This is a genomic window from Thermostichus sp. OS-CIW-26 (assembly GCF_054058395.1).
In genome coordinates, this window is the sequence record NZ_JBSSAG010000045.1 from 1 (window position 1) to 20,587 (window position 20,587).

A 20,587-nucleotide genomic window follows, 5' to 3' on the forward strand; every position below is an offset into this window, starting at 1 on the left:
TTTAAGTGTGGACACTGTGGATGGGAAGGGGATGCGGATTTGAATGGTGCGAATGTGATTGCGCTTTTGGGGGCTGTCGTAAACCAGCCTAGAGGCTCGTGGTTGGCTTGCCAACTGCAGGGCTACCGAAAGCCCGCCCTGTACTGCGAAGCAGTCAGGGTTGGGTAGTTTACAACATCCAAAAAGCGTTATCGGGTTTACAGTGAGTGTGAATAACCCAACAAGCGTGAGGCTGAACCGATGACACTGGCTCAGGAGGCAACTGCCCAAGTCCCCGCCTTTTGCGAAGGGATCCAGTACTTCGGGGATCCTTGGCCAGAATTCGACCGCCTGGGCCAGGCGCCCGCAGTGGATGCCGGCACCGGGAAACTGAGGGATCCCGGCAGTCGCATGGCCGCCTACCAAACCTTGCTCTATGCCGATGCCTTGCGCTACCTCACCCTGCAAATGACCGCCAGCAAAGCCTCAGGCCATCCGGGCGGATTTGCCAGCCAAGCAGAAGCCTATGCAGCTCTGGTGTACCTGGGCCAGAAGAACATCCCCACCGAAGTTGGGCACCACGCGCCGGGCTTTTACGCGGCCATGTTCTTGGATGGATCCCTGGCCGAGATGGGCATCCACACCGTCGCCGACCTGCGGGCCCGTTTTCGAGAACGGGAAGGGCTGTTGGGTCACCTCTCTGGCTACATTCCCGGACTGCTGGCGCCGGCTGGGCCGCTGGGGCAGGGGCAGCACTTTGCCATGGCGGGGGCATTACTCTACCCGGATCGCCTCTTCCCGGTCACGATTGGGGATGGCGGCCTGGGAGAGCCCTATGTGATGAGCTCCATGATTCACTTTCACACCGCTTTCCCCCAGCGCACCAACTTCCTGCCGGTGCTGGTCTGGAACGGCTACAGCCAAGAACACCACAGCATGATCTCCACCGCCAGCAACGCCCAGATGATCGAGTATTGGCGGGGCAACGGCTTTGAGGAAGTGGTGTTGGTGGATGCCAAGGACTTTGACGATGCCCAACAGCCTGGCCCTTACGTCGACAGCACTCAGTTTTCCCTAGAAGCCCGCCTTGCCTTTGCCCAAAGGGTGCTGATCGAAATGGAGCGAGCCATCCAATCAGCCCTGAGCGGACAATTAACGGTTTTCATCCTCAAGCAACTGAAGGGGGCTGGGGTACATGCCAAGGGATCCAAGTCCCACAACCTCTACGGCCACCACACTCTGGATCACCCGGACATTGTGGCGGCTCTGCGGGCGCGGGCCTTACATCCGGCAGCTTGGGCCCTGGTGCGACAAAACTGCCAACGGGCAGCCGGGGGGCCAGCCGCCAAGGTGGCGGTTACAGAGTTCGTTCGGCCTTTGCCGCCTTTGGGATCCCTGAACCTGACGGAGTTTCCCCTGGGGGACAAGCAGGTTTCCACCACGGCCATCGGATCCCTGGTGGTGCAGGTGGGGCAGAAGGATCCCGACTTTTTGGTGGCCAATGCCGACGGCAACGAAGCTTCCGGCATCGCCAATGTGAACCAAGGTCTCAAGGTGATTCACCCCACGGTGGATCCCTTATACAACCAACAGCCCCAAGGACAAGTCTATGAGCCCCTGAGCGAAGATGCCTGCGCAGGACTGACGGCGGGCCTAGCCCTCTTCGGCGGACGCTCCCTGTGGTGCTCCTACGAGTCCTTTGCCGTCAACGGCCTACCCATCTGGCAGACGGTAACCCAAGCCATGGCAGAGCTACGCCGACCCACCCCCTCGGCCATTGCCCTCTTCACTGCCGGCGCTTTGGAACAGGGGCGTAACGGCTGGACCCACCAACGCCCGGAAATTGAGGCCTACCTGGCAGCCATGATGCGCAACGGCAACATCTTTCCCCTCTTCCCGCCGGATGCCAACTGTGCCCAAGCTGCCTACGAATGGGCCCTATCCACCTGCAACAAAGGGATCCCTATCATCGCCAGCAAAACCCCCCTGCCCATCCGCACCACCCTCGAACAAGCCCGCCAAGCAGTAGAGCAGGGCTGCATCGTCCTTCAGGAACTTCCTGGATCCCGCACCGTCGTCTTTGCCGTGGTGGGGGATATGATTCTCCTGCCCGTGTTCGAGGCGGCTGAACAGCTCCAAGCCCAAGGGATCGGCTGCAAAATCGTCTCGGTGATTAACCCCCGCCGTCTGTATCGCCCCGGCGACGTGGCTTGGTCCACCTGTGCCCAGCCAGATGGGGAATTCATGTCCGACCAAGAATTTGCCGCTTGGTTTGCCGGCGAGGCCCTCATCGGCGTAACAGGCGGATCCAGCCTGATGTTGGAGCCTCTGACACTGCGCTACACTGGCCCGCGCGACATTTTTGCCTGGAAACGCGGGGAAACCACCGCCACCCCCGCCGAATTGATGGACTACAACGGCCTGACAGCCCAAGCACTAGCAGAACGAGCCAAGCAACTGCTATGCTGAGGGCGAGCTTTTAGCTTGGTTAGCATTGTCCACCTTATTTTTTCCTATTTTTTCCTATGACTGCGGCTAGCTCTCTCCGAGAGAAGCTTGAGAGGATATCTCCCACCGAGAGGGTAGAGCGAGTTGTTGTCCAACACTTTGCTGTTCCTCTCCTGCAGGCACTTGGCTTTGACGACTCGGAAATTAGAGATGAATTCGAGACAGGTTGCGGCCAGGTCGATCTCGCAGCAAGAAAGAACGGAGATCCTGAAGATATTTTCCTTAGATCCCCGAAGAATCCCTACTTGCTTTTGGAGGCAAAATCTAGAGCAGTTAATCTCAGAGAAGGATCTTGCTATAGAGATGCAGTTTGTCAGATAGAAAGTTACTTGCTTGCCAAGAACTGCAAATCTGCAAAATGGGGAATTATCACCAATGCAAATAACATCCAGCTTTGGAGGAAGCACGGAAAAGTCGTTCACCCCGCTACAGCAAACCTTGATATTAGCTCAGATAACATTGAGAGCATAGTGCGTAACTTGCGAGACAAGATAGAAAACTATGAGCGCGCTCTGACTGTATGCGTGTATAACAATAAAGGGGGCGTAGGCAAAACAACGACGATCATTAACCTTGCGGCAGCACTAAAAACCAAGGGAAAAAAGGTCTTAGTTGTTGACTTTGATTCTCAGGGTGATCTGACAAGAAGCTTGGGAGTTACTCCTGGAAAAATTACACTGACGCAGTGCTTAAAGGATCCCAAAATAGATGTTCATTCCGTTGTCCAAACATACAGACTCAAGACAGTTAGACAAGGCAAACAGAGTATAGTTTCCATCTTTGACATCATCCCAAGAGACCCTGAACTGGAAACGTTAACTGATAGCCAGGCGGTAGCATATATCCAGAAGGGAACTCGGCGCCTTCGCGATCTGATTGCCCCTCTTCGCAATGAGTATGACTACATCCTAGTCGACTGCCCAACTCAATGGCTTTACTTCAGCCAAAGTGGTGTTTTTGCTGCCGATGTTATTTTGATACCTACCCGCCCCGACGATCTGTCTTCCCTGAATAATGCTGCTAGAGTAATCACCAGCTTTGTTCCAGAAACTGCTAAGTCACGACAGGATGGTGGCCCTATTGCTTTGCCTACCTTTTTCAACGGTGTCCCTTCGGGACGTGAATACACTACTATTAAACTAGCTAACGAAGAGATAGGTAAGCTTATCGACCAGGAGAAAAGTGTAGATCTACGTCCATATTTCTGGCCGCATTTTAAGAGAGGTAATGAAAACAAAAGCATTTTTAGGATACCTGACTATGCAGTGATATCCTCTGCAAGCTTTGCTCGAACTCCTGCCGTCTTTAGGGACAGGAGAGTTTTAGAATACTACCAGAGTCTTGCCCGTGAGTACTTTATCGATGAGTGAGTTTTCAGATCTAGGTAGGTTGGTTAACTTACCCCTTGAGAGCATTACGCCCGCCGATGGGTTTTCTGCTCCCTCCTTCCTTGTTGCCGCAGCCGCAGATCAGCTAAGGGCGACAGGAGGACACAACTGGGTTCCTCTGCTGGTGGTCGAGGCTGGCGACTATCAGTACAAGGCCATTGGTAACCATTTTGTCTATGCAGTTGCTCAAGAAGCGGGACTGGAAAGGCTATGGTGTATCGTTGTCGATCCTGATCCAGAGCAGGTTAAGCAGGCCCAGATTCTCGCCAAAGAAATTGTTCCGAAGGTAAATTTGACCAATACATCGAGAGAGACTATCTTGGCTGCGCTAAGATACCTAGCCGAGCAACCCAGCAGTCCCCTCAAGGGAGTCGATGTAACCATTGCAGCTGCCCGGATTGCAGAGGCGGATAGAAGTTGGTGGCAGGACTTAACCCCCATAACCAAGCTTGGGTGCAAAATTACGCGAGGCAAAAAACTGGATGCCCTATCGGAAGTATTTTTCGTAACTCCTACAGCGTTGCCCCCTACTCTGAAGAAATCATCCAAGAGATCTGCGGCATCCGCTGGCGCGAAGAAAGCGACCTCAACTCGCTCGCGGAAAAAAACAGAGGGAGAGAGCTGAAAGGGATCCCTTCAAAAACATATTCTCCTCTCCACATCACCGAGGCCCGACTCCGCTTGCTGTGGGATGCCTGCCTCAAGCCTCCCTTTGAATGGCTACTGCCACCCAAACAGCCTTGGCCGCTCTCAACAACAGCCTCCATGGCAGGTATGCTCTGCTTACCTAGGACGACCGGATCCATCTGGAGCTCATGCACAGGATGATCACCAGCATCTTGGAGATCGACCTGACCCAAACCGTCCGGTATTATCTTGACCACAGGGATCCCCCCCTTATTGCCTGGATCCTGGGCCGTGATCAAGCGCTCCAGACCTGTTGAAACCTCATATTGTTCAGGGTCAGGCCCCATTGGGATCCAACGCTGCCACAGATCCGAGGCTTTGTAGCTACAGAGTTTGAGGACTCGATAAACTTATGAGGTCGAAGCTCAACGGCTGGAACCGGTAGGATTGACTTATCTTTGGCCAGTGTCCTGCTAGGAATGGATTATGGCGCTTTACGACTGCGACTTTTATGCCTGGACGCAAGAGCAAGCCGCACTGCTGAGATCGGGGCAGTGGGATCGATTGGATATTCCCAACTTGGTGGAGGAGATTGAGACTTTGGGCAGGCAAGAACGCCGCGAATTGGTGAATCGGCTAGGGATCCTGGTGGGCCATCTGCTAAAGTGGCAGTTTCAGCCTCAACAACGAAGCAAAAGTAGGATAGCCACAATTATCGAACAGCGGCAAGAGGTGCAGGAGTTAATTGCGGATAATCCCAGCCTTAAGTCTTATCTGGTTGAAGCAATGAATAAAGCTTATCAAAAGAGCGTCCTGCTGGTGGCTAAAGAAACGCCTCTATCTCTGGACGATCTGCCTGCCCAGTGTCCCTACACATTGGATCAGGTGATGGATCCCAACTTTTACCCCGAGCAGGAGAGCCCCCAGTGAGGATCTCGTCTTTCCCTCATAGCGTATCTCCCTCTTTCAGTTGGGCGTTTTCATAGTTAACATTCCACCTAGGCAAATGACAATTTCGCTGTGGCCAATTGACGGTCTGAGCTGATGCGGTTGTCAGATGCTCTCTTCAAAATAATCACTATCAACTTTCTTGACTGGGTACAACGAAACTGTAGATACGCCAACGTCGTGCTCAATCATTAGATTTGTTAGTTGTTCGCCGTCAATCAAAACAATCTTACTGCCGATCTGCGAAACGTAGCTGCTAGCGTCTTCAGTAAACCTGGAGGTAGTGATAAAAATACCCTTGTTTGCTCTTTGAGCCTGTAAAGCACCCACAAACTGCATGACATCAGGACGACCTACCGGATTGCTATCCCAACGCTTTGCCTGAATATACACAACATCAAGACCGAGTTTGTCCTCTTTGATGATCCCATCAATTCCACCATCGCCACTCTTGCCAATTGCTTTGCCCGCATCTGCCCGTGAGCCTCCATAGCCCATTTTGACCAGCAGCTCCACAACAACCTTTTCGAAGAAGGCGGGCGATACTTTCTTTAGCTTGGCAAGCAATTCGTCAGCCAGTTTGTCACGGAGATTTTCATAAGCAGCTTCTAACTGCTCTAATGGTGTCGCTGCCGAAGTCTCTGATAAAGCTTTTTGTTTGCTTGCCTTGTTGCTGCTTCTTGTACCTTTAGGCTTCTCAAATTCCATGAACTCAGGATATTGCCTGAGTAACTCTACATTGATGGTTTTGGGCTGTTTTTCAAGAAGATCTCTTCCGCGGTCAGTAATTTGGTAGAATCCTCTGCGCGTTGTTTCCAGCAGCCCTGCCTTTTTCATATAAGTTGCAGCCCAGCCGACGCGATTGACAAAGGTTGGCTGTACACCGCTCGGCAGCATCTCCCTGAGATCGTCCTCTGTGAGGCCCAGTTCCTTTGCTAGAGCTTCAACAGCCTCGCTGGTTGATATTTCAGTGCCTTTGCGGGCTGCAAACTGAAGAAGTGGCAACATCAAGCTCTGATAATCCGGAACGGCCATCTGTAGAACCGATGTGTAAACAGGGATCCCAAACCGAAGTAGGTTCCACCCATAACTTTACGCCAACCCTCTGCTGCAAGCCAGCTAGGGTATCTGTCAGGCTCGGAAACCTCCGAAAAAAGTTTGACGTGGATGGCTCAGGCGTGATTTGAACACGCGACCAAGGGCTTATGAGTCCCCTGCTCTACCGCTGAGCTACTGAGCCAGGATAGTGCTTAACTAGAATAGCACTCTTGGGCCGGAACTGCGCCTCAGAAAATCCCCTCAGCCCCCTCTCGGGAAGAAGCCCCAGACAAGGCAATGCCTATCGGCAGGCCAGGGCAGCTTCGTAAACCCGTCGGTTGGCCGCGAGAGACTTCTCCAAATCCACCAGTGGGCGAGGGTAGTCCACCCCCAATCGGACTCCAAATTGCTTCTGCTCGGCAGCAGTGAGGCGATAGGGCTCGTGGATTTTATCCCCCGGGATCCCGGCCAATTCCGGCAACCAGTGGCGCAGATAGTCTCCTTTGGGATCGTACTCGCGAGATTGTTTGGGGATGTGGAAGTAGCGGAAGCCGCGGGCATCGTTCCCTACGCCGGCGGTGTAGTTCCAATTGCCGTAGTTGCTGGCCACGTCGTAGTCGATGAGCAGCGACTCAAACCACTCAGCGCCCATGCGCCAGTCGATGCCCAGGTTCTTGGTCAAAAAGCTGGCCACATTCTGCCGTCCCCGGTTGGACATAAATCCGGTAGCCGCCAGCTCCCGCATGTTGGCATCCACCAAGGGGTAGCCCGTCTCACCCCGACACCAAGCCTGAAAGCGCGGCCAATCCTGCTGCCAAGGGATAGGGATCCCTTGGATCCCAGAGGGACGGAACAGTTTAGCGCCGTGCTTGGCCAAGATAAACCGAAAATAATCCCGCCACAGCAGCTCAAACACCAGCCAGTAGGTGGACTCATTGCGCACCCGCTCCTGCTCGTAACGCTTGACCTCGGCATAGACGGTGCGGGCCGAGATGCAGCCCAGCGCCAACCAAGCAGAAAGCCGGGAGCTATCGTCGGGATCCAACATGCCGTTGCGGGTTTCTTTGTAGATGCGCAGCCGATCCAGATCCCAAAAGTAGGTTTGCAGGCGGGCATGGGCAGCGGTGCTGCCGCCAAGGTAGGTGAAGCGGGCCCGTGGATCCCCGGCAGGTGGGGATAGCCCCAGCGAGGCCAGGGTGGGCAGAGGGCCGGGATCCAAACCCGATGGCAGGGGGGGGATCGAGGGAATGGGCAAGGGATCCCGGATGGGGGTGCTCCCCTCGACTTGCTTTCGAAAGCGGGTGAACAGCTCTGGCAGTTGCGAGAGACAAAAGGGGAGATCCTCAGGGTGATAGAGGGTATGGCCCCAATCAACCTGCAGCCGGATCCCCAGAGACCGCAAAGCCCGCTCAACAGCAGCCGCCACCTCCTTCTCCTCGGTGCCCACCTCTTCATGGGCATAGACCGCCTCGACCCCCCACTCCTGTGCCAAGGTGGGGATCACGTGTTCCGGCTGTCCCTGGCGGATCACCAAATCCGAGCCGCGCGACCGCAACTGCTGCCGCAGATCTGCCAAACTCTCCAGCAAAAACTGACCGCGGAAAGGGCCGGTTCTGGGGCGGAGCCCAAGGGAAGTCTCGCCGAACTGGCGGGGATCCAAGCAATACAAGGGGATCAAAGGGGATCCCTGTTGGCAGGCCCGCGTCAGCGGCTGGTGATCCAGCAGGCGCAAGTCGGTGCGAAACCACAGCAGGACGGTCATTCTGCAGCTACCCTACACGGATCCCGCAGACTCAGACTTGGACACCCGAACCCCAGCTGGACGCCCCAGCTCAGGGCTGGGAACAAAATGAGGCACATTGGCAGCCGGGATGTGAACAGGGGCCTTGGTGCGCGGATGATAGGTTTGCCGGGCGGGACGATGGCGCAGCGAGAACGTGCCAAAGCGAGCCAGCCGCACGGATCCCCCCTGGGCCAGGCATTGGCTAATGCTGTCCAGCATAGCCTCCAGAGCAGCAGCAGCCATTTCCACGGTCAGGCCATCCACCTGCGCGGCCATCTGGCGGGCCAGCAAACGGCGAGTCAAATGAGGAGGAGAAGCCACCAACCGACCCTCTAGACAACAGAACACAGACAGGGGCTTAGAGCACCTCCAGTTCACTCTCGAAAAACCAATGTCGAGAGCGATCGGGAAACTCCAGAATGTAGCCGACACCGCTGCCATCGACCACACGCCGTGCCAGCACCACAGCCTCTTTGCCCACCAGAGCGCTGAGGTTTTCTTGTCCGCGATCCTGGACAGAGCGAACTTTGACCTTATTTCCAACCTTGATCGCCATAAAACCGCGAAGAGACTTACCACTCAAGATGGTACGGCAAAAGTCCCCTTGCCGAGCTCCTGCCGCACCTCTGCTGGGGTTGACCCCGATGGGATTGCTAGAATGGGGTCAGAGTGCCGTGCCCCAGGGAAGACTGCCTCCGTGATTGCCCTTTCCCTCAAACCCGCCCACTGCTCCTGGAGCGTTATCAGCTTTCCCTCCACCCTCTACACTCAGCCTGTCCTCGATCTCTTGATCTCAAAAGTCCCTCCTGCCTGGAGAGCGGAAATACGTTTGGGCCTACAGGAAGCAATCATCAATGCCGTCCGCCACGGCAACGGCCTCGACCCCAACAAGAAGGTGATCATCGAGTACGCCAGCTCGGAGCCCTTTTACCAATGGCTGGTGCGAGATCAAGGGCCCGGCTTTTGTCCCCAAGAGAAGCTCCACCGATGCCAACATAACATCTTGGAAACCGAAGAGTCGGGCCGAGGAATGCTGCTGCTCACCCAAATCTTCGACTTTGTGGAGTGGAATGAAATGGGCAACCAGGTCTATCTGGCCAAGTACATCCACCCCAACTGCCGGGATCCCTGGATAGTCTGACCCTCAATACCACTCCCAAAACAGCTTGCCCATTTGGGTAATCTGGCAGCCCCGATCGGGGTAGGGAGCTTCAGAAACCGCTAGGGCTGTGGTGGCGAAGGCAAAGCGCGTGGATGACCAGCGGGATCCCTTAGCGCTCCGCGCCGCTGACGCGACCGGGTCGGGCAGCTCGCTTTCCAAGAGCAACCCCAGGGATCCATAGCCATAGCCCAAATTGCGGTGGGGCAGGGAAGCCACCAACTTGCGCCAGGCGCGATTTGCACTCAAGGGGGGATCCGCGAGGGCCGTCTCCAGAGCCCCCAAAGAAGAGGCCAGGTAGGAATAGCCTTTGCGATCGGCATGATACACCTGTGCCGGCAGCGGGATCCCTGGCAGCGTTAGCGCTCCGCGCCGCTGACGCGACTGGGGGAGAGCCTCTGCCGCCTGCAATGACGCGGATCCTCCTTTCCCACTGACTTCCAGCAGCTCGCCTGCCAACACAGGGATCTCCGGTCGATGGATAGAGCGGTAAGGACTCCGTCCCGCTGTCGCCACCGGCGGGGGTTCTGACGGCAAGGACTCCGTCTCCCCCGCAGGAGTGGTCGGTTGGGCCCAGGCAGTGGCGGTGCCGCGCTTCGTTGCCAGAGAGATTACCTGCCAGCCTTGGGCGCGTGCCCGCTCATCCAAGTCGAAATAAGGACTCCGTCCCGCTGTCGCGACCGACTCATCCGGCAGCTTACCGACCCACAGCCAGGCTGGATCCCCGTCGCCGGGCAAAAGGGCAAAGGCAAACTCTCCCCGTTCCGGCAACAGACGCTGCCAGTCCAGCGCCACCTGAGATTGCAAGCGCTGCAGCCACTGGCCGGGATCCACCCGCAACCCCAGGGAATTTAGGGGCTGGATCTGCCCCAGGCTCTGCCAAACTGAGACCAGATTCTCTCCGGAAATCAGCGCCAAGGTTTTATCCGGCAGATGTTGAAGGATCTGCGGGCGAAAGGCTTCTGCCGCCGGCAAGGAGAAGCCAGCGGGCGCATGCCAGAGGGCAGCACTTTCGGCCACCAAGCCGCGGAAGTTTACCCCCAACCCCAGCCCTACCGCCTGCAACGTCAGCCCATCTGAAGAAACCGCCTCTGGATTTTGCCAGAAGGCCCAACCCACATGCGCCTCCCGCAAGGGCTGGATGACCTGCTGAAACAGAGGCTGAGCCACCAGAGACAACTGCGGCAACTGCCAAGCATCGATTGCAGCCCGAATGGCAGCAGACTGCTCCGCCAACAACACGTATTGCTCGCCGAAAACGGCTGCCGAGAACCCCTGCAGGCCCGGAATCGGGCTAGACACCACCTGAATGCCCTTGTAAGTGTCTACCTGCACCGGCCTCCCGGCCAAGCTCTGCCGTTCCCACAACAGGTTCAGCTCAAATTGAGAGACTGCCGCATCCCGCGTTTCTAGGGCAACCAAGGTGCCCCACTCCGGCAAACTGGCCAAGAGGGTGCTCCTCCCCAGCCAGGGCCGCACCTCCCGCTCGAAATCAAGGGATCCCCCGGCCAGCAAGGATCCCAGCCAGCCTGGGCCTTCAGGGGAGAAAAACTTTTGCCACTGCTGACGGGCAGCGCGTCGCTGGGGGGCAGGAGTTGCCGCTTGCCAAAACGCTTGCACCTCGTCCAGGGGAACAGCCAACACCAGCAGCGCTTGTGCGGAGCGAGGGGCCAAACCCACAATTGGCGGCAGCTCCGGGTGGGCCAGCAACAAAGCCACCGGACTGCGGGTGAGCAGCCATACGACAACCCACACCACCATGGCGGCCAGAAGACCCAACCCGATTAGGATCCCGCGCAAGAGTTGCCGTCGTCCCATATCTCATCTCTTCACCGAGGGAGACGTAGCGCGTGTACCCAGGCCCTAATGCTTCACATCACTGGCATGAACAGGCCCAGGAAGAAGAGCTGCCCTCAGTCATGCATGATAAAACCTTACCATGGAACAGAGGCTCATCCTGGTGCGCAAGCTGGAGCCCACTGCTGAGCAGGCGGTCAAGCTTAGAGGCACCCTACAAGCCTTTGTGATCCGCACTACCATTCCAAATGCGCCCCTGTGTGCGTCCAACGCGCAGATCAGCCCTGCCCTGACCAGCCCGGCGGCCATCTAAGCCCATCGGAAAACCAAACCCATGTCAGAGTTTCAACTGGTTTCTCCCTATCAACCCACCGGAGATCAACCTAAGGCAATTGCCGGTTTGGTGAAGTCAATTTCAGAAGGCCATCGTTTCCAAACCTTGCTGGGGGCAACCGGAACCGGCAAAACATTTACCATCGCCCACACCATCCAGCAAATCGGCAGGCCCACCTTGGTGATGGCCCACAATAAGACGCTGGCGGCACAACTGTGCAATGAGCTACGAGAGCTGTTTCCCAATAATGCCGTTGAATACTTCATCAGCTATTACGACTACTATCAACCGGAAGCCTATGTTCCCAGCACCGATACATACATTGCCAAATCTTCTTCCATCAACGATGAAATCGATATGCTGCGGCACTCGGCTACCCGCTCCTTGTTTGAACGGCGGGATGTGATTGTGGTGGCCTCGGTGAGCTGCATCTATGGTCTGGGCATGCCAGAAGAATACCTGAAGGCTTCCATCCCCTTCAAAGTCGGCCAGGAGATTAACCAACGGGATGTCCTGCGGGATCTGGCCAGCATCCAGTACGAGCGCAATGACCTGGAGCTGGTGCGGGGGCGATTTCGCCTCAAAGGGGATGTGCTGGAAATTGTGCCGGCCTATGAGGATCGGGTCATTCGCATCGAATTTTTTGGCGATGAGATCGAGGCCATTCGCTTAATTGATCCGGTTACAGGTGAGATTTTGAACAGCCTCAGCGCCCTCAGAGTTTATCCTGCTCGGCACTTTGTAACGCCGGAAGCACAATTGGAGCGGGCGATCCTCAATATCGAGCAAGAACTGGAAGAGCAATTGGCCCTCTTTCGCAAAGAAGGCAAGCTCCTGGAAGCCCAACGGCTGGAACAGCGCACCCGCTACGACCTAGAAATGCTGCGAGAGGTGGGCTATTGCAACGGGATCGAAAACTACTCCAGACATTTAACAGGGCGCAAAGCAGGAGAGCCCCCCGCCTGCTTGGTGGATTATTTCAAGGCCAACGATTGGCTGCTGGTGGTGGATGAATCCCACGTGACCGTGCCCCAAATTCGCGGCATGTATAATGGCGACCGTGCCCGCAAGCAGGTGCTGGTGGATCACGGTTTTCGCCTGCCCAGCGCCCTCGACAATCGCCCCCTCAAAGCCGAAGAATTTTGGGCCAAGGTTCATCAGTGTATCTTTGTTTCGGCTACCCCCGGCAACTGGGAACTGGAGCAGAGCGAGGCCCAATTTGAAACCCGGGTGGAAGATGGCAAGACCTTGAAGTTTTATGTGCAGGGCAGCGGTCGGGTTATCGAACAGGTGATTCGGCCCACTGGGGTGGTGGATCCCGAGGTGCATGTGCGCCCTACGGCTGGGCAAGTGGACGATTTGCTGGGAGAAATTTATTTGCGATTGGAGCGCTCTCAGCAGGGATCTGCCGAACGGGTGATCGTGACCACCCTCACCAAACGGATGGCAGAAGATCTCACAGAATATCTCCAGGAGCGAGGGATCCGAGTTCGCTATTTGCATTCCGAGATCACCTCGATTGAGCGAATTGAAATCCTACAAGACTTTCGAGAAGGGGCCTTTGACGTGTTGGTAGGAGTTAACTTGCTGCGGGAAGGGTTAGACCTGCCGGAAGTCTCCTTGGTGGCCATTTTGGATGCTGACAAAGAAGGGTTTTTGCGAGCAGAGCGCTCCCTGATTCAGATGATTGGGAGGGCAGCGCGGAATGTCCGTGGAACGGTGGTGATGTACGCCGACACCATGACCGGCAGCATGGCCCGGGCCATTGCCGAAACCCAGCGTCGCCGCGAGATTCAATTGCAATACAACCGCCAACACAACATCGCGCCCAAGCCCATTGTCAAGAAAAACAGCAATGCCATCTTGTCTTTTTTGGCCATCTCCCGCAAACTTAACGACCCAGATCTGGAAAAAGCCTTTCAAGCTGCGCAGGAGATTCCTCTCTCCGAGATTCCAGAGCTGATCGGCCAACTGGAACTGAAGATGAAAGAGGCCGCCAAAAACCTAGAATTTGAGGAAGCCGCCGAGCTGCGAGATAGAATCAAAAAGCTGCGTCAACGCCTTCTGGGCCATTCTCAAGGCACCTAAAATCCTTGCTCAGATCGGCCAAAATTGAGGTCGGCTTGTGCCACCATGAGCTTGCGGGGCAGCACCAGGGATCCCCAATTGATCGATAGGCGTTCGTACCAAACCGGCCATGCAGGACTCCGTCCCACTTAAGCGAGCAGCTCTTTGGGTTGGGCTGACGGTGGGGATAGGTCTCTGGCTCACCCCTGCCGTCGCCTCTGCCTCCTCAGGGATCCCCTTGGCTCAAGCCCTTGAATTTCGGGATCCCAACTTTTTCCTGGCCGATCCCCGACCCACACCGGCTGAAGCGCCAACTCCTGAGGGATCCCCTGCTCCGGCTCCCAGCCCAGTCGGGATCCCTTTGACCGGCCAAGAGGGCACAGAGGTGTTGGTGGGGAACATCCCGGTGTTCCGCCTGCAGACGGCAGACTACCCCAGCGATGTGCGGGCCGACAACGTTCGGGCGATCATCGAGCGCTTTCTGGAAGAAGGCCAGTTGCCGGAGCCAGAGGTACGGGTGGCCCAGGATGCCAATGGGCAATACATCTTACGCCTGGGGGAAAGAGGCCGCTTTGAGGCCACCCAACGGTATTTGTTTACCGTCACCTATGCCGATGCTGCCGCAGAGCGCAGGGTGGCACCGGGTCAGGTGAACCTGAATGACGTGCGTCTGGTGGCTAACAGTTGGGCGCGGCGGTTGGAGCAAGCGATTGCCGATTACCGCGAAGATCTGCTGGCTCTGCAGCGGGCCCAGGATCCGCGCGTGCTGGTTCTGACCCTCCTGGCAGGGATCGCCACCCTGGTGGTGGGGTTCTTTCTCTGGCGGCTGTTCGACCGCAGCCTAACCCGCTTGCAACGCTGGTTGGAGCTTAAGGCCGGAGAGACCTGGGGCACCTGGATTGATGTGGGTGGGATGCTGCTGCGGGGCGTGGGGGCAATCCTCATCGCCGGCATCTCGCTGGATCGCGGCATCAGCTTCATCCCTGCCCTGCGACCTTTTCAGCGCTCCTTTTACCTGGGCCTGGGTCGTGTGGTTGCCACGGCTCTGGGCGTTCTCACCCAGCCTCTGCCCAACTCCAGCGTTTCGATTGCCAGCTTGCTGGTCTTCCTCGTCCTCTCCATCTTGGTTTTCACCGGCGCCCACTACGTCAGTGTTGGCTTCAAGCAGCGCTTTTTGGCACGCCTGGGGCTGGATCTGGGCACCCAAGAGTCTTCGGCGGCCATCTTCAAGTACATCCTGACCCTGTTCGGCATCCTTCTGGTCTTGCCCTTCAGCGGCCTTAATCTGGGCTCCTTGGCGGTTATTGCCGGGGCGGTGGGTTTGGGGATCGGCTTTGGTTTGCAAAACCTCTCCAACAACTACATCAGCTACATTGCCATTTTGCTGGAGCGCCCCATCCAAATCGGGGATCTGGTGGAAGTGGACAACTTGCTCGGCACGGTGGAGCGCATTGGGCCACGGGCTACCGTCTTGCGCACCCTGGATCGCATCTTTGTGATCGTGCCCAACTCCCGCTTTACCGAATCAAAGGTGGTGAACTGGAGCTACCGGGATCCCCGCTGTCGCATCCACATTCCGGTCGGCGTGGCCTACGGCTCCGATACCGCCTTGGTTACCGAAGCTCTGCTCAGCGCAGCCAAAGAAAATGCTCGGGTGTTGAGCAGCCCTGCCCCCCAAGTCTGGCTCAAGTCCTTTGGCCCTTCTGCACTTAACTTTGAGCTGCTGGTGTGGATCAACCGTCCTCAAGATCAGTTTGTCTTGATCAGCGAGCTAAACTTCCTAATCGAGGCTGAGTTTCGGCGACGTGGGATCCGCATCCCCTTCCCGCAACAAGATATTCATATCCGCAGCCTAGAGGGATTTGCCCCCCTCAGTCAAAATGGCGGATCCCCTTCTTTGCCCGATACCGACTCCATTCACTCTGCCCTCAAAGAAGCGGCTCAATCGCCGGAAGACCAAAATGGTGTTTCCTAAGCTATTGCCTGCCATTGACACCCTATCGACACCATGTTGCAGCGGTTAGATGAGGTACTGGGAAGCTTTGGCAGCCATCCCCGTTGGGCTGAACTGAAGCAAATGCAAACCCTGCGGCAGCTCTGGCCCGAACTCGTCGGAGAGGCCGTAGCCGCCCAAACCTATCCTCTCAGCCTGCGCCGACAGGTGCTGCAGGTGGCCACCTCTACCCCGGCCTGGGCACAAAACTTAACCTTGCAACGCCAGATCATTCTCAGGAAACTCAACAGCCGGCTACAATCTCCCCTCAGCGATATCCGCTTCAGCTCTGGTGCCTGGCACAAGGGATCCAGCCAAGCCACCCCCCACCCTGATGCGGAGCTGACCAGCAAGTTTTGTGGCGCTCCCCGCCTAGCAGACCAAGATGGACAACGCCCTGGATCCTGTCGCAGCCCCAATCCAAAACAGCCCACCTCCGACCCGAAAGTGGCTTTCGAGCGCTGGGCCAGAGTGGTGAAGCAACAACAAACCCAGGAGAACCTGTTCCCTTGCCCCGCCTGCCGCTGTCCTACCCCTGCCGCCGAATTGGAGCGTTGGTTTGTCTGCGGGTTCTGCCATCGACAATCCTTGCGCCCGCCCAGCTAACTCAGGAAACTCGAATTACGGTTGCTTCAAATGGCAATCAAACGATTCGTCAGGTCGATCCCCAACTTCTTTCTTCCTCTGAGAGAGGTTGTGGATGGTTACGTCAGCGGCAAGGAGCGCTTGGGAAGCGTCTCAACCCAGTTTGAAATGCAACTGCGAACCCTTAATCGTTCATAGCCCGATAGGTGGCTACTGAAGACGGCGATACACGGTTTAAATAGCGGAAGATCCAATACTTAAAAAGTGTATCCAGAAAAACCGGAAAAGTAGCAATAAAGCCGTAGATAAAATCGCGATTCTCCGGTACCCCCAAATGGGCAGCCAAATTACCCAGCAGCACCTCCCAACCGTGGGGAGAGTGATAACCGACAAACACATCGGTAAAAAGAATGATAATGAAAGCCTTGGCACTGTCGCTGAGGCCGTAGATCAGACGATCCAAAAAAGACTTGAGGACTTCGATTTCCTCACGCCCAACAAAGATAAGCCAGCCAAACACCAGCAGCGAAAGCAAATCAGCAAGGATATTCTTCAAGCCTTCCGAGTTCCTACGGCTATATTTTTTCAGCAGTTCCTCTGCCTTCATGGACAGTTGATCTGCTGATTCCAGATCCCACTCTGGAGATTGATGGTGCAAAGCTCGCTCAAATTCTATTCTTTCCTTGAAAAACTCGAACTCTGTCAGGGCTTTTTCTTGAAATTCGTGACTCAGAGCCACAATGGCAGGCTCCCGTTGTTGCAAGTGATCTACCAATGGCCCAAACAGAAAGTTTTTCGAGAGGATCTGGGTGAGCAGAGGCAAAATGGCCAACAACAACAGAAAACGAATCGATACCAGTGTGCGAGTGCGAGCCTCGCGATACTCCTGGATCAGTTCCTCCTCGGCCTGGGAACTCAGCTCACGGCGGATTTGGCTGGCTGTGCGCAGAATAGAACGGGGCAGAATCGCAGCTTTGGAAGCGACCGGGGCAGCGCCATTGCCGGAGCCTGCCTTGACAGAGACATCAGGAGAACTGGGTTGGGTTGAGGTAGGTTGTTCTGGCCGTTCGAGAGGCTCAGGTGAAGTGGAAATTGAAGCAGAGATGGGCTGGGATTTTCTGGTCGGGCGTTTGTATCGAGAAGTCACCTGATCGATAAACTGCAGTTTCTCCAAAATGGAAAGATCTCGTCTTTGGCAACCATTCTCGGAGTTTTCGCTGCTGCTTTCAGAAACATTGGCCTCAGCGGCATGGAGTTGTTGAGCTTTATCTTGGGCAGAAGTAGGGCCGCTGCCATTTTGCTCGGGATCCGGCAGGCGAGAAAAGGCGCTGCTGGCTCTGAACTCTGCCAAACGCAGATCGATCTGGCGCAGCTGCCGGCGCAGTTGAATCTGAAAGTAGCGGCTGACATTCTGGCCGTGTTGCCCATTGCTGCCAATGGACCCTCCCTGGAAGTATTGATCCTCAATGGCTTTAATGCGCAGGGCAGCCTCATAAGCTTGGTCGAGGGAGCGCAGGGGGGTATTCGAGATCCATTGGCCCAGCCTGCTCAATACGGATTCTCCCATTGCTCGTTCCCGTGGCACTCCCCATGGGGGCCGATCCACACATTACAGTGATCCGATTGACTAATTATTGTAACGAGTCCTGTTATTGTAACGAGTCCTGGGTGCCTAGGCGGGAATCCCAACGGTGGAGAAGTACTTGCAGAGACTGGCCCTGCCTCGACAGAAGTACAGACCGGCACCTTTGGGTCAGAGCAAACTTCAGTATCCCTTAAAGCGCTTGAGGGCAAAGCCACAGATCTGCAGCAGCCGCAGCCCCTCTCGCACATGGTGAATGTTGGAGCGACCATAGGTTCTGGGGAAATAGCGCACGGGGATATCCAGGATCTTCAGGGTGCGCTTGGCGGATCCCAGCAACAGGTCAAAATCTCCAAACGGGTCGAAATCCCCCCACTCTTGGCACAGCTTGGCAATCTGCTGGTAATCCTCCCGCCACAGGGCCTTGGTGCCACAGAGGGAATCTTTGATGCGGATGCCGAGAATGTAGGAGAGGAGAGCGGCAAAAAAACGATTGGCCCATTGGTTTAGCCGAGGCATTGCCTCTGGTTTCAGGGGATAGATAAGGCGACAACCATTGGCAAAATCACATCGCCCGGAAGCCACAGCCCGGAAAAACTTGGGCAGGTCCTCTGCCTGTACGGTCAAATCGGCGTCGAGGATGATCAACACATCCCCTGTAGCGGCGGCTAGCCCCTTGCGCACCGCATCCCCCTTGCCCTTGCCCTCCTGCCGTAGAGCCCGGATATTGCGGATCCCTTGGTATTCCGCCTGTACCCGCTGGATCTCGGCCCAAGTCCCGTCGCTGGAATGCCCCTCCACAAAAATGATCTCGGTGCGGGATCCCATCTCGGGCAAATGTTCCACGCAGCGGCGGATGTTGCCCGCTTCATTCCGAGCCGGAATCACCACGGTGCAGGAAGGCTGCTGCTCAGGGGGGGGATCCCAAGCCGGGTCGGGTTGCAGGCGAGCGATCGTGTACTCTGTCAGGCAGAGGGCGTTGATCCCGGGCAATGGGGCAATCACCCGGTTGATCACGGTGGAAAGGAGTGGGATCCGCCGCGGCAACAACAGCCGCTTGCCCTGCTGAATGACCTCGTATCCTGCCAAGTGCAGCAGGTTGGCCACATCGGCTGCCGATAACCAGTTGGCTGCCGGCAGAGGCATCCGTTGCTTCAGAGCGGTTGCCAAGCCCAGAATCGGCTCCCAGAGCGGGTTGTGGTGGGAGAGGATCAGGCGGGTGCTTGGGGTACAGAAGCGGCGCAACTGCTGGAGAACCTGCTGGATGTCGGCCAGGTAGCCCAGGGTATTGACGAGCAAGATCACATCAAAAGGCTCCGCCAAGACGGGATCCCCTTTGTCCAGCGTGTGGGCATCTTGCACCCGGAAATGGAGATGGGGAAACTCTGCCTGAGCTTGGGCAACAATGTCCGCATCCCGGTCGATCCCCACCCCGAAGCTGGGCTGCAAGGCATTGAGCAGGGATCCCGTGCCGGAACCAATCTCCAAGATGCGCAAACCGGCAGGGACAAAAAAGCGATGCAGCCGCTCCAGATCCTCGTGGTAGTAGCGGTTTTTTTGCCGCCAGTAATACAAGGGGTGGGTCAACGCTGGCAAGGGATCCCTAGGGTATCGCTGGATAGTCTTCGATCATAAGGTGTGATCGTTTGCAACAACGGCTTCAAGCACCTTAGATCTCAATCTGTTGGTCACCCAACCCAGCTGGATCCCCGACAACAGGGGCGAAGCCCTCCAGCGATTGCGTACCGCAGCCACATCTTGCCACCCCAGTCTCTCCCCACCCAGCGATAGCAGTACAGGGAAAAGGGAAGCATTGGCGGGCAAGTGCCAACGAGCGGGGATCTCAGCGACGACGCACTTTATCCCTTTGGCTGACAAAGATGATGGCACCAAAGAGAGCCCCCAGCACAACTGCACCAGCCACCAAGCTCCAGAGGAAGTTAGCAAGTGAGGGAGTCATAAAAGCGTTTCCTCCTCGTGCAAATAACCATTGCCCAACGGCTTTTCGATTATACCGAGCCCTGTCACCCTTCCAAAGCCTGCCTTTGTCCCTGCCGGGCGCTGTCATTTGGTAGTTTGGTATTCCAGGGGCACCTCCTCTAGGGTTTGGCTCTTGCCGGCAAAGGGGTTATCCGGCGTTAAGAACAGCATACAGTGACATTCCTTTCGCTCCCGCATGGGTACACAGGGGCAATTCCAATAGCCTGCTTTTGCTTCTGCCTCTTTGTCTTCATAAAAACGACAGGGACACAGCGGGGCGCCCAATTGCTCTTTGTGCAGAGCCAAGCCTTCGATCACCGCCGTCGTAATTGATGGATCCGAGCAGAAAAAGGTCTCGGAGCGTTTGGCGTAGGTTTCTGCGAAATGCCGCATCAACTCAAAGCTCTTCTGTGAGGACTTTTTGTAACCACGACTTTCCATGACGATTCCCAAAAGTGGAACTAACCGGCTGTTGCTAGCAATGGGGTTCACAGCTTTTTCCGACGACGCCTCCCGAAGCCAGTACAGACGTGTAGGGGGCCGGGATTCTATTAACTCCACAGATAACTCCACAGACCTCCCACAACGTCGAGAAAAGCTGTATCTCGCTCTTCGTTGTACAGCAGACCTCTAGGCAGGACAAAAGATTATGCCCTTGCTGTTACACAAGGCAACATCTAGGGGCCGTAGCAAGAGCCAGCCTTGGCGTACTCTACAGAATACCTTGACATCCTCCCCGGCCTGAAGGCCGGAGATTCCTACCACGCTACGCATGGATGGCTCCTTGCGCAGTCGTCTCGGCGGGTTCCTGCTTCCGAC

At 56.2% G+C, this 20,587-nt stretch carries 19 protein-coding genes, 1 tRNA gene and 1 pseudogene; 10 read left to right on the plus strand and 11 right to left on the minus strand.

The annotated features are described in order from the left end of the window. From ACVW0C_RS13045 to ACVW0C_RS13065, 5 genes and pseudogenes are all read left to right on the plus strand, one after another. A pseudogene (locus ACVW0C_RS13045) lies at positions 1 to 168 on the plus strand (RNA-guided endonuclease TnpB family protein); the annotation flags it as partial. A gap of 72 nt (positions 169 to 240) precedes the next feature. Further along, the gene (locus tag ACVW0C_RS13050) at positions 241 to 2,448 is read left to right on the plus strand and encodes a phosphoketolase family protein (RefSeq protein ID WP_457385805.1); all 2,208 of its coding nucleotides are present in this window, start codon (positions 241 to 243) and stop codon (positions 2,446 to 2,448) included. Positions 2,449 to 2,504: 56 nt separating this feature from the next. After that, complete coding sequence (locus ACVW0C_RS13055; protein ID WP_457385807.1) at positions 2,505 to 3,857, plus strand: AAA family ATPase; 1,353 nt, start codon at positions 2,505 to 2,507, stop codon at positions 3,855 to 3,857. Further along, complete coding sequence (locus ACVW0C_RS13060; protein ID WP_414407019.1) at positions 3,850 to 4,500, plus strand: Rho termination factor; 651 nt, start codon at positions 3,850 to 3,852, stop codon at positions 4,498 to 4,500. Before ACVW0C_RS13055 ends, ACVW0C_RS13060 begins: the two co-directional genes overlap by 8 nt. A 488-nt stretch (positions 4,501 to 4,988) precedes the next feature. Continuing rightward, positions 4,989 to 5,432 carry a DUF29 domain-containing protein gene (locus ACVW0C_RS13065; protein ID WP_457385809.1) on the plus strand — a complete coding sequence of 148 codons (444 nt, stop codon included), beginning with the start codon at positions 4,989 to 4,991 and terminating at the stop codon, positions 5,430 to 5,432. 123 nt (positions 5,433 to 5,555) lie between these two features. Here ACVW0C_RS13065 and ACVW0C_RS13070 read toward each other — a convergent pair whose 3' ends face one another. The 5 genes from ACVW0C_RS13070 to petP all read right to left on the minus strand — a co-directional run bounded on the left by ACVW0C_RS13070 (position 5,556) and on the right by petP (position 8,827). Continuing rightward, positions 5,556 to 6,485: a restriction endonuclease gene (locus ACVW0C_RS13070; protein ID WP_457385810.1), complete on the minus strand. Its 930-nt coding sequence runs from the start codon at positions 6,483 to 6,485 to the stop codon at positions 5,556 to 5,558. A 133-nt stretch (positions 6,486 to 6,618) separates the two neighbouring features. Beyond that, positions 6,619 to 6,690 (minus strand) — tRNA-Met (locus tag ACVW0C_RS13075). Between the two features lie 99 nt (positions 6,691 to 6,789). Further along, positions 6,790 to 8,250: a DASH family cryptochrome gene (locus ACVW0C_RS13080; RefSeq protein WP_457385812.1), complete on the minus strand. Its 1,461-nt coding sequence runs from the start codon at positions 8,248 to 8,250 to the stop codon at positions 6,790 to 6,792. A gap of 12 nt (positions 8,251 to 8,262) precedes the next feature. After that, a complete protein-coding gene (locus tag ACVW0C_RS13085) occupies positions 8,263 to 8,592 on the minus strand; it encodes an HU family DNA-binding protein (RefSeq protein WP_457385813.1) in 330 nt (109 codons plus the stop codon). Between the two features lie 37 nt (positions 8,593 to 8,629). Further along, on the minus strand, positions 8,630 to 8,827 hold the full coding sequence (petP, locus tag ACVW0C_RS13090; protein ID WP_041436278.1) for a cytochrome b6f subunit PetP: 198 nt from the start codon (positions 8,825 to 8,827) through the stop codon (positions 8,630 to 8,632). 141 nt (positions 8,828 to 8,968) lie between these two features. Between petP and ACVW0C_RS13095 the strand changes: the two genes are divergently transcribed. Continuing rightward, a complete protein-coding gene (locus ACVW0C_RS13095; RefSeq protein ID WP_414328951.1) occupies positions 8,969 to 9,412 on the plus strand; it encodes an ATP-binding protein in 444 nt (147 codons plus the stop codon). A 3-nt stretch (positions 9,413 to 9,415) separates the two neighbouring features. Here ACVW0C_RS13095 and ACVW0C_RS13100 read toward each other — a convergent pair whose 3' ends face one another. Then, the gene (locus ACVW0C_RS13100) at positions 9,416 to 11,248 is read right to left on the minus strand and encodes a DUF3352 domain-containing protein (protein WP_457385814.1); all 1,833 of its coding nucleotides are present in this window, start codon (positions 11,246 to 11,248) and stop codon (positions 9,416 to 9,418) included. A 121-nt stretch (positions 11,249 to 11,369) separates the two neighbouring features. Here ACVW0C_RS13100 and ACVW0C_RS13105 point away from each other — a divergent pair, with 121 nt between their 5' ends. Beyond that, positions 11,370 to 11,540, plus strand: a complete 171-nt coding sequence (locus tag ACVW0C_RS13105) for a hypothetical protein (RefSeq protein WP_457385815.1) — start codon at positions 11,370 to 11,372, stop codon at positions 11,538 to 11,540. A 21-nt stretch (positions 11,541 to 11,561) separates the two neighbouring features. Then, the gene (uvrB, locus tag ACVW0C_RS13110) at positions 11,562 to 13,649 is read left to right on the plus strand and encodes an excinuclease ABC subunit UvrB (protein WP_457385817.1); all 2,088 of its coding nucleotides are present in this window, start codon (positions 11,562 to 11,564) and stop codon (positions 13,647 to 13,649) included. Here the strand turns inward: uvrB and ACVW0C_RS13115 are convergent. Continuing rightward, positions 13,646 to 13,777, minus strand: a complete 132-nt coding sequence (locus tag ACVW0C_RS13115) for a hypothetical protein (protein ID WP_414343450.1) — start codon at positions 13,775 to 13,777, stop codon at positions 13,646 to 13,648. The genes uvrB and ACVW0C_RS13115 overlap by 4 nt on opposite strands. Here ACVW0C_RS13115 and ACVW0C_RS13120 point away from each other — a divergent pair. Next, on the plus strand, positions 13,759 to 15,603 hold the full coding sequence (locus ACVW0C_RS13120) for a mechanosensitive ion channel family protein (RefSeq protein ID WP_457385818.1): 1,845 nt from the start codon (positions 13,759 to 13,761) through the stop codon (positions 15,601 to 15,603). The genes ACVW0C_RS13115 and ACVW0C_RS13120 overlap by 19 nt on opposite strands. A 33-nt stretch (positions 15,604 to 15,636) precedes the next feature. Beyond that, entirely contained in the window at positions 15,637 to 16,227 is a 591-nt protein-coding gene (locus ACVW0C_RS13125; RefSeq protein ID WP_457385820.1) for a DUF721 domain-containing protein, read from the plus strand. 163 nt (positions 16,228 to 16,390) lie between these two features. Here the strand turns inward: ACVW0C_RS13125 and pxcA are convergent, their stop codons facing one another. The 4 genes from pxcA to ACVW0C_RS13145 form a co-directional block, all read right to left on the minus strand. Continuing rightward, positions 16,391 to 17,773, minus strand: coding sequence for a proton extrusion protein PcxA (gene pxcA, locus ACVW0C_RS13130; protein ID WP_457385822.1), 1,383 nt, complete (start codon positions 17,771 to 17,773; stop codon positions 16,391 to 16,393). A gap of 198 nt (positions 17,774 to 17,971) precedes the next feature. Then, the gene (locus tag ACVW0C_RS13135) at positions 17,972 to 19,375 is read right to left on the minus strand and encodes a glycosyltransferase (RefSeq protein WP_457385824.1); all 1,404 of its coding nucleotides are present in this window, start codon (positions 19,373 to 19,375) and stop codon (positions 17,972 to 17,974) included. Positions 19,376 to 19,631: 256 nt separating this feature from the next. Further along, positions 19,632 to 19,748, minus strand: a complete 117-nt coding sequence (locus tag ACVW0C_RS13140) for a photosystem II reaction center X protein (RefSeq protein WP_011432450.1) — start codon at positions 19,746 to 19,748, stop codon at positions 19,632 to 19,634. Positions 19,749 to 19,852: 104 nt separating this feature from the next. Further along, entirely contained in the window at positions 19,853 to 20,209 is a 357-nt protein-coding gene (locus tag ACVW0C_RS13145; RefSeq protein ID WP_011432451.1) for a ferredoxin-thioredoxin reductase catalytic domain-containing protein, read from the minus strand. Positions 20,210 to 20,587: the final 378 nt, after the last annotated feature.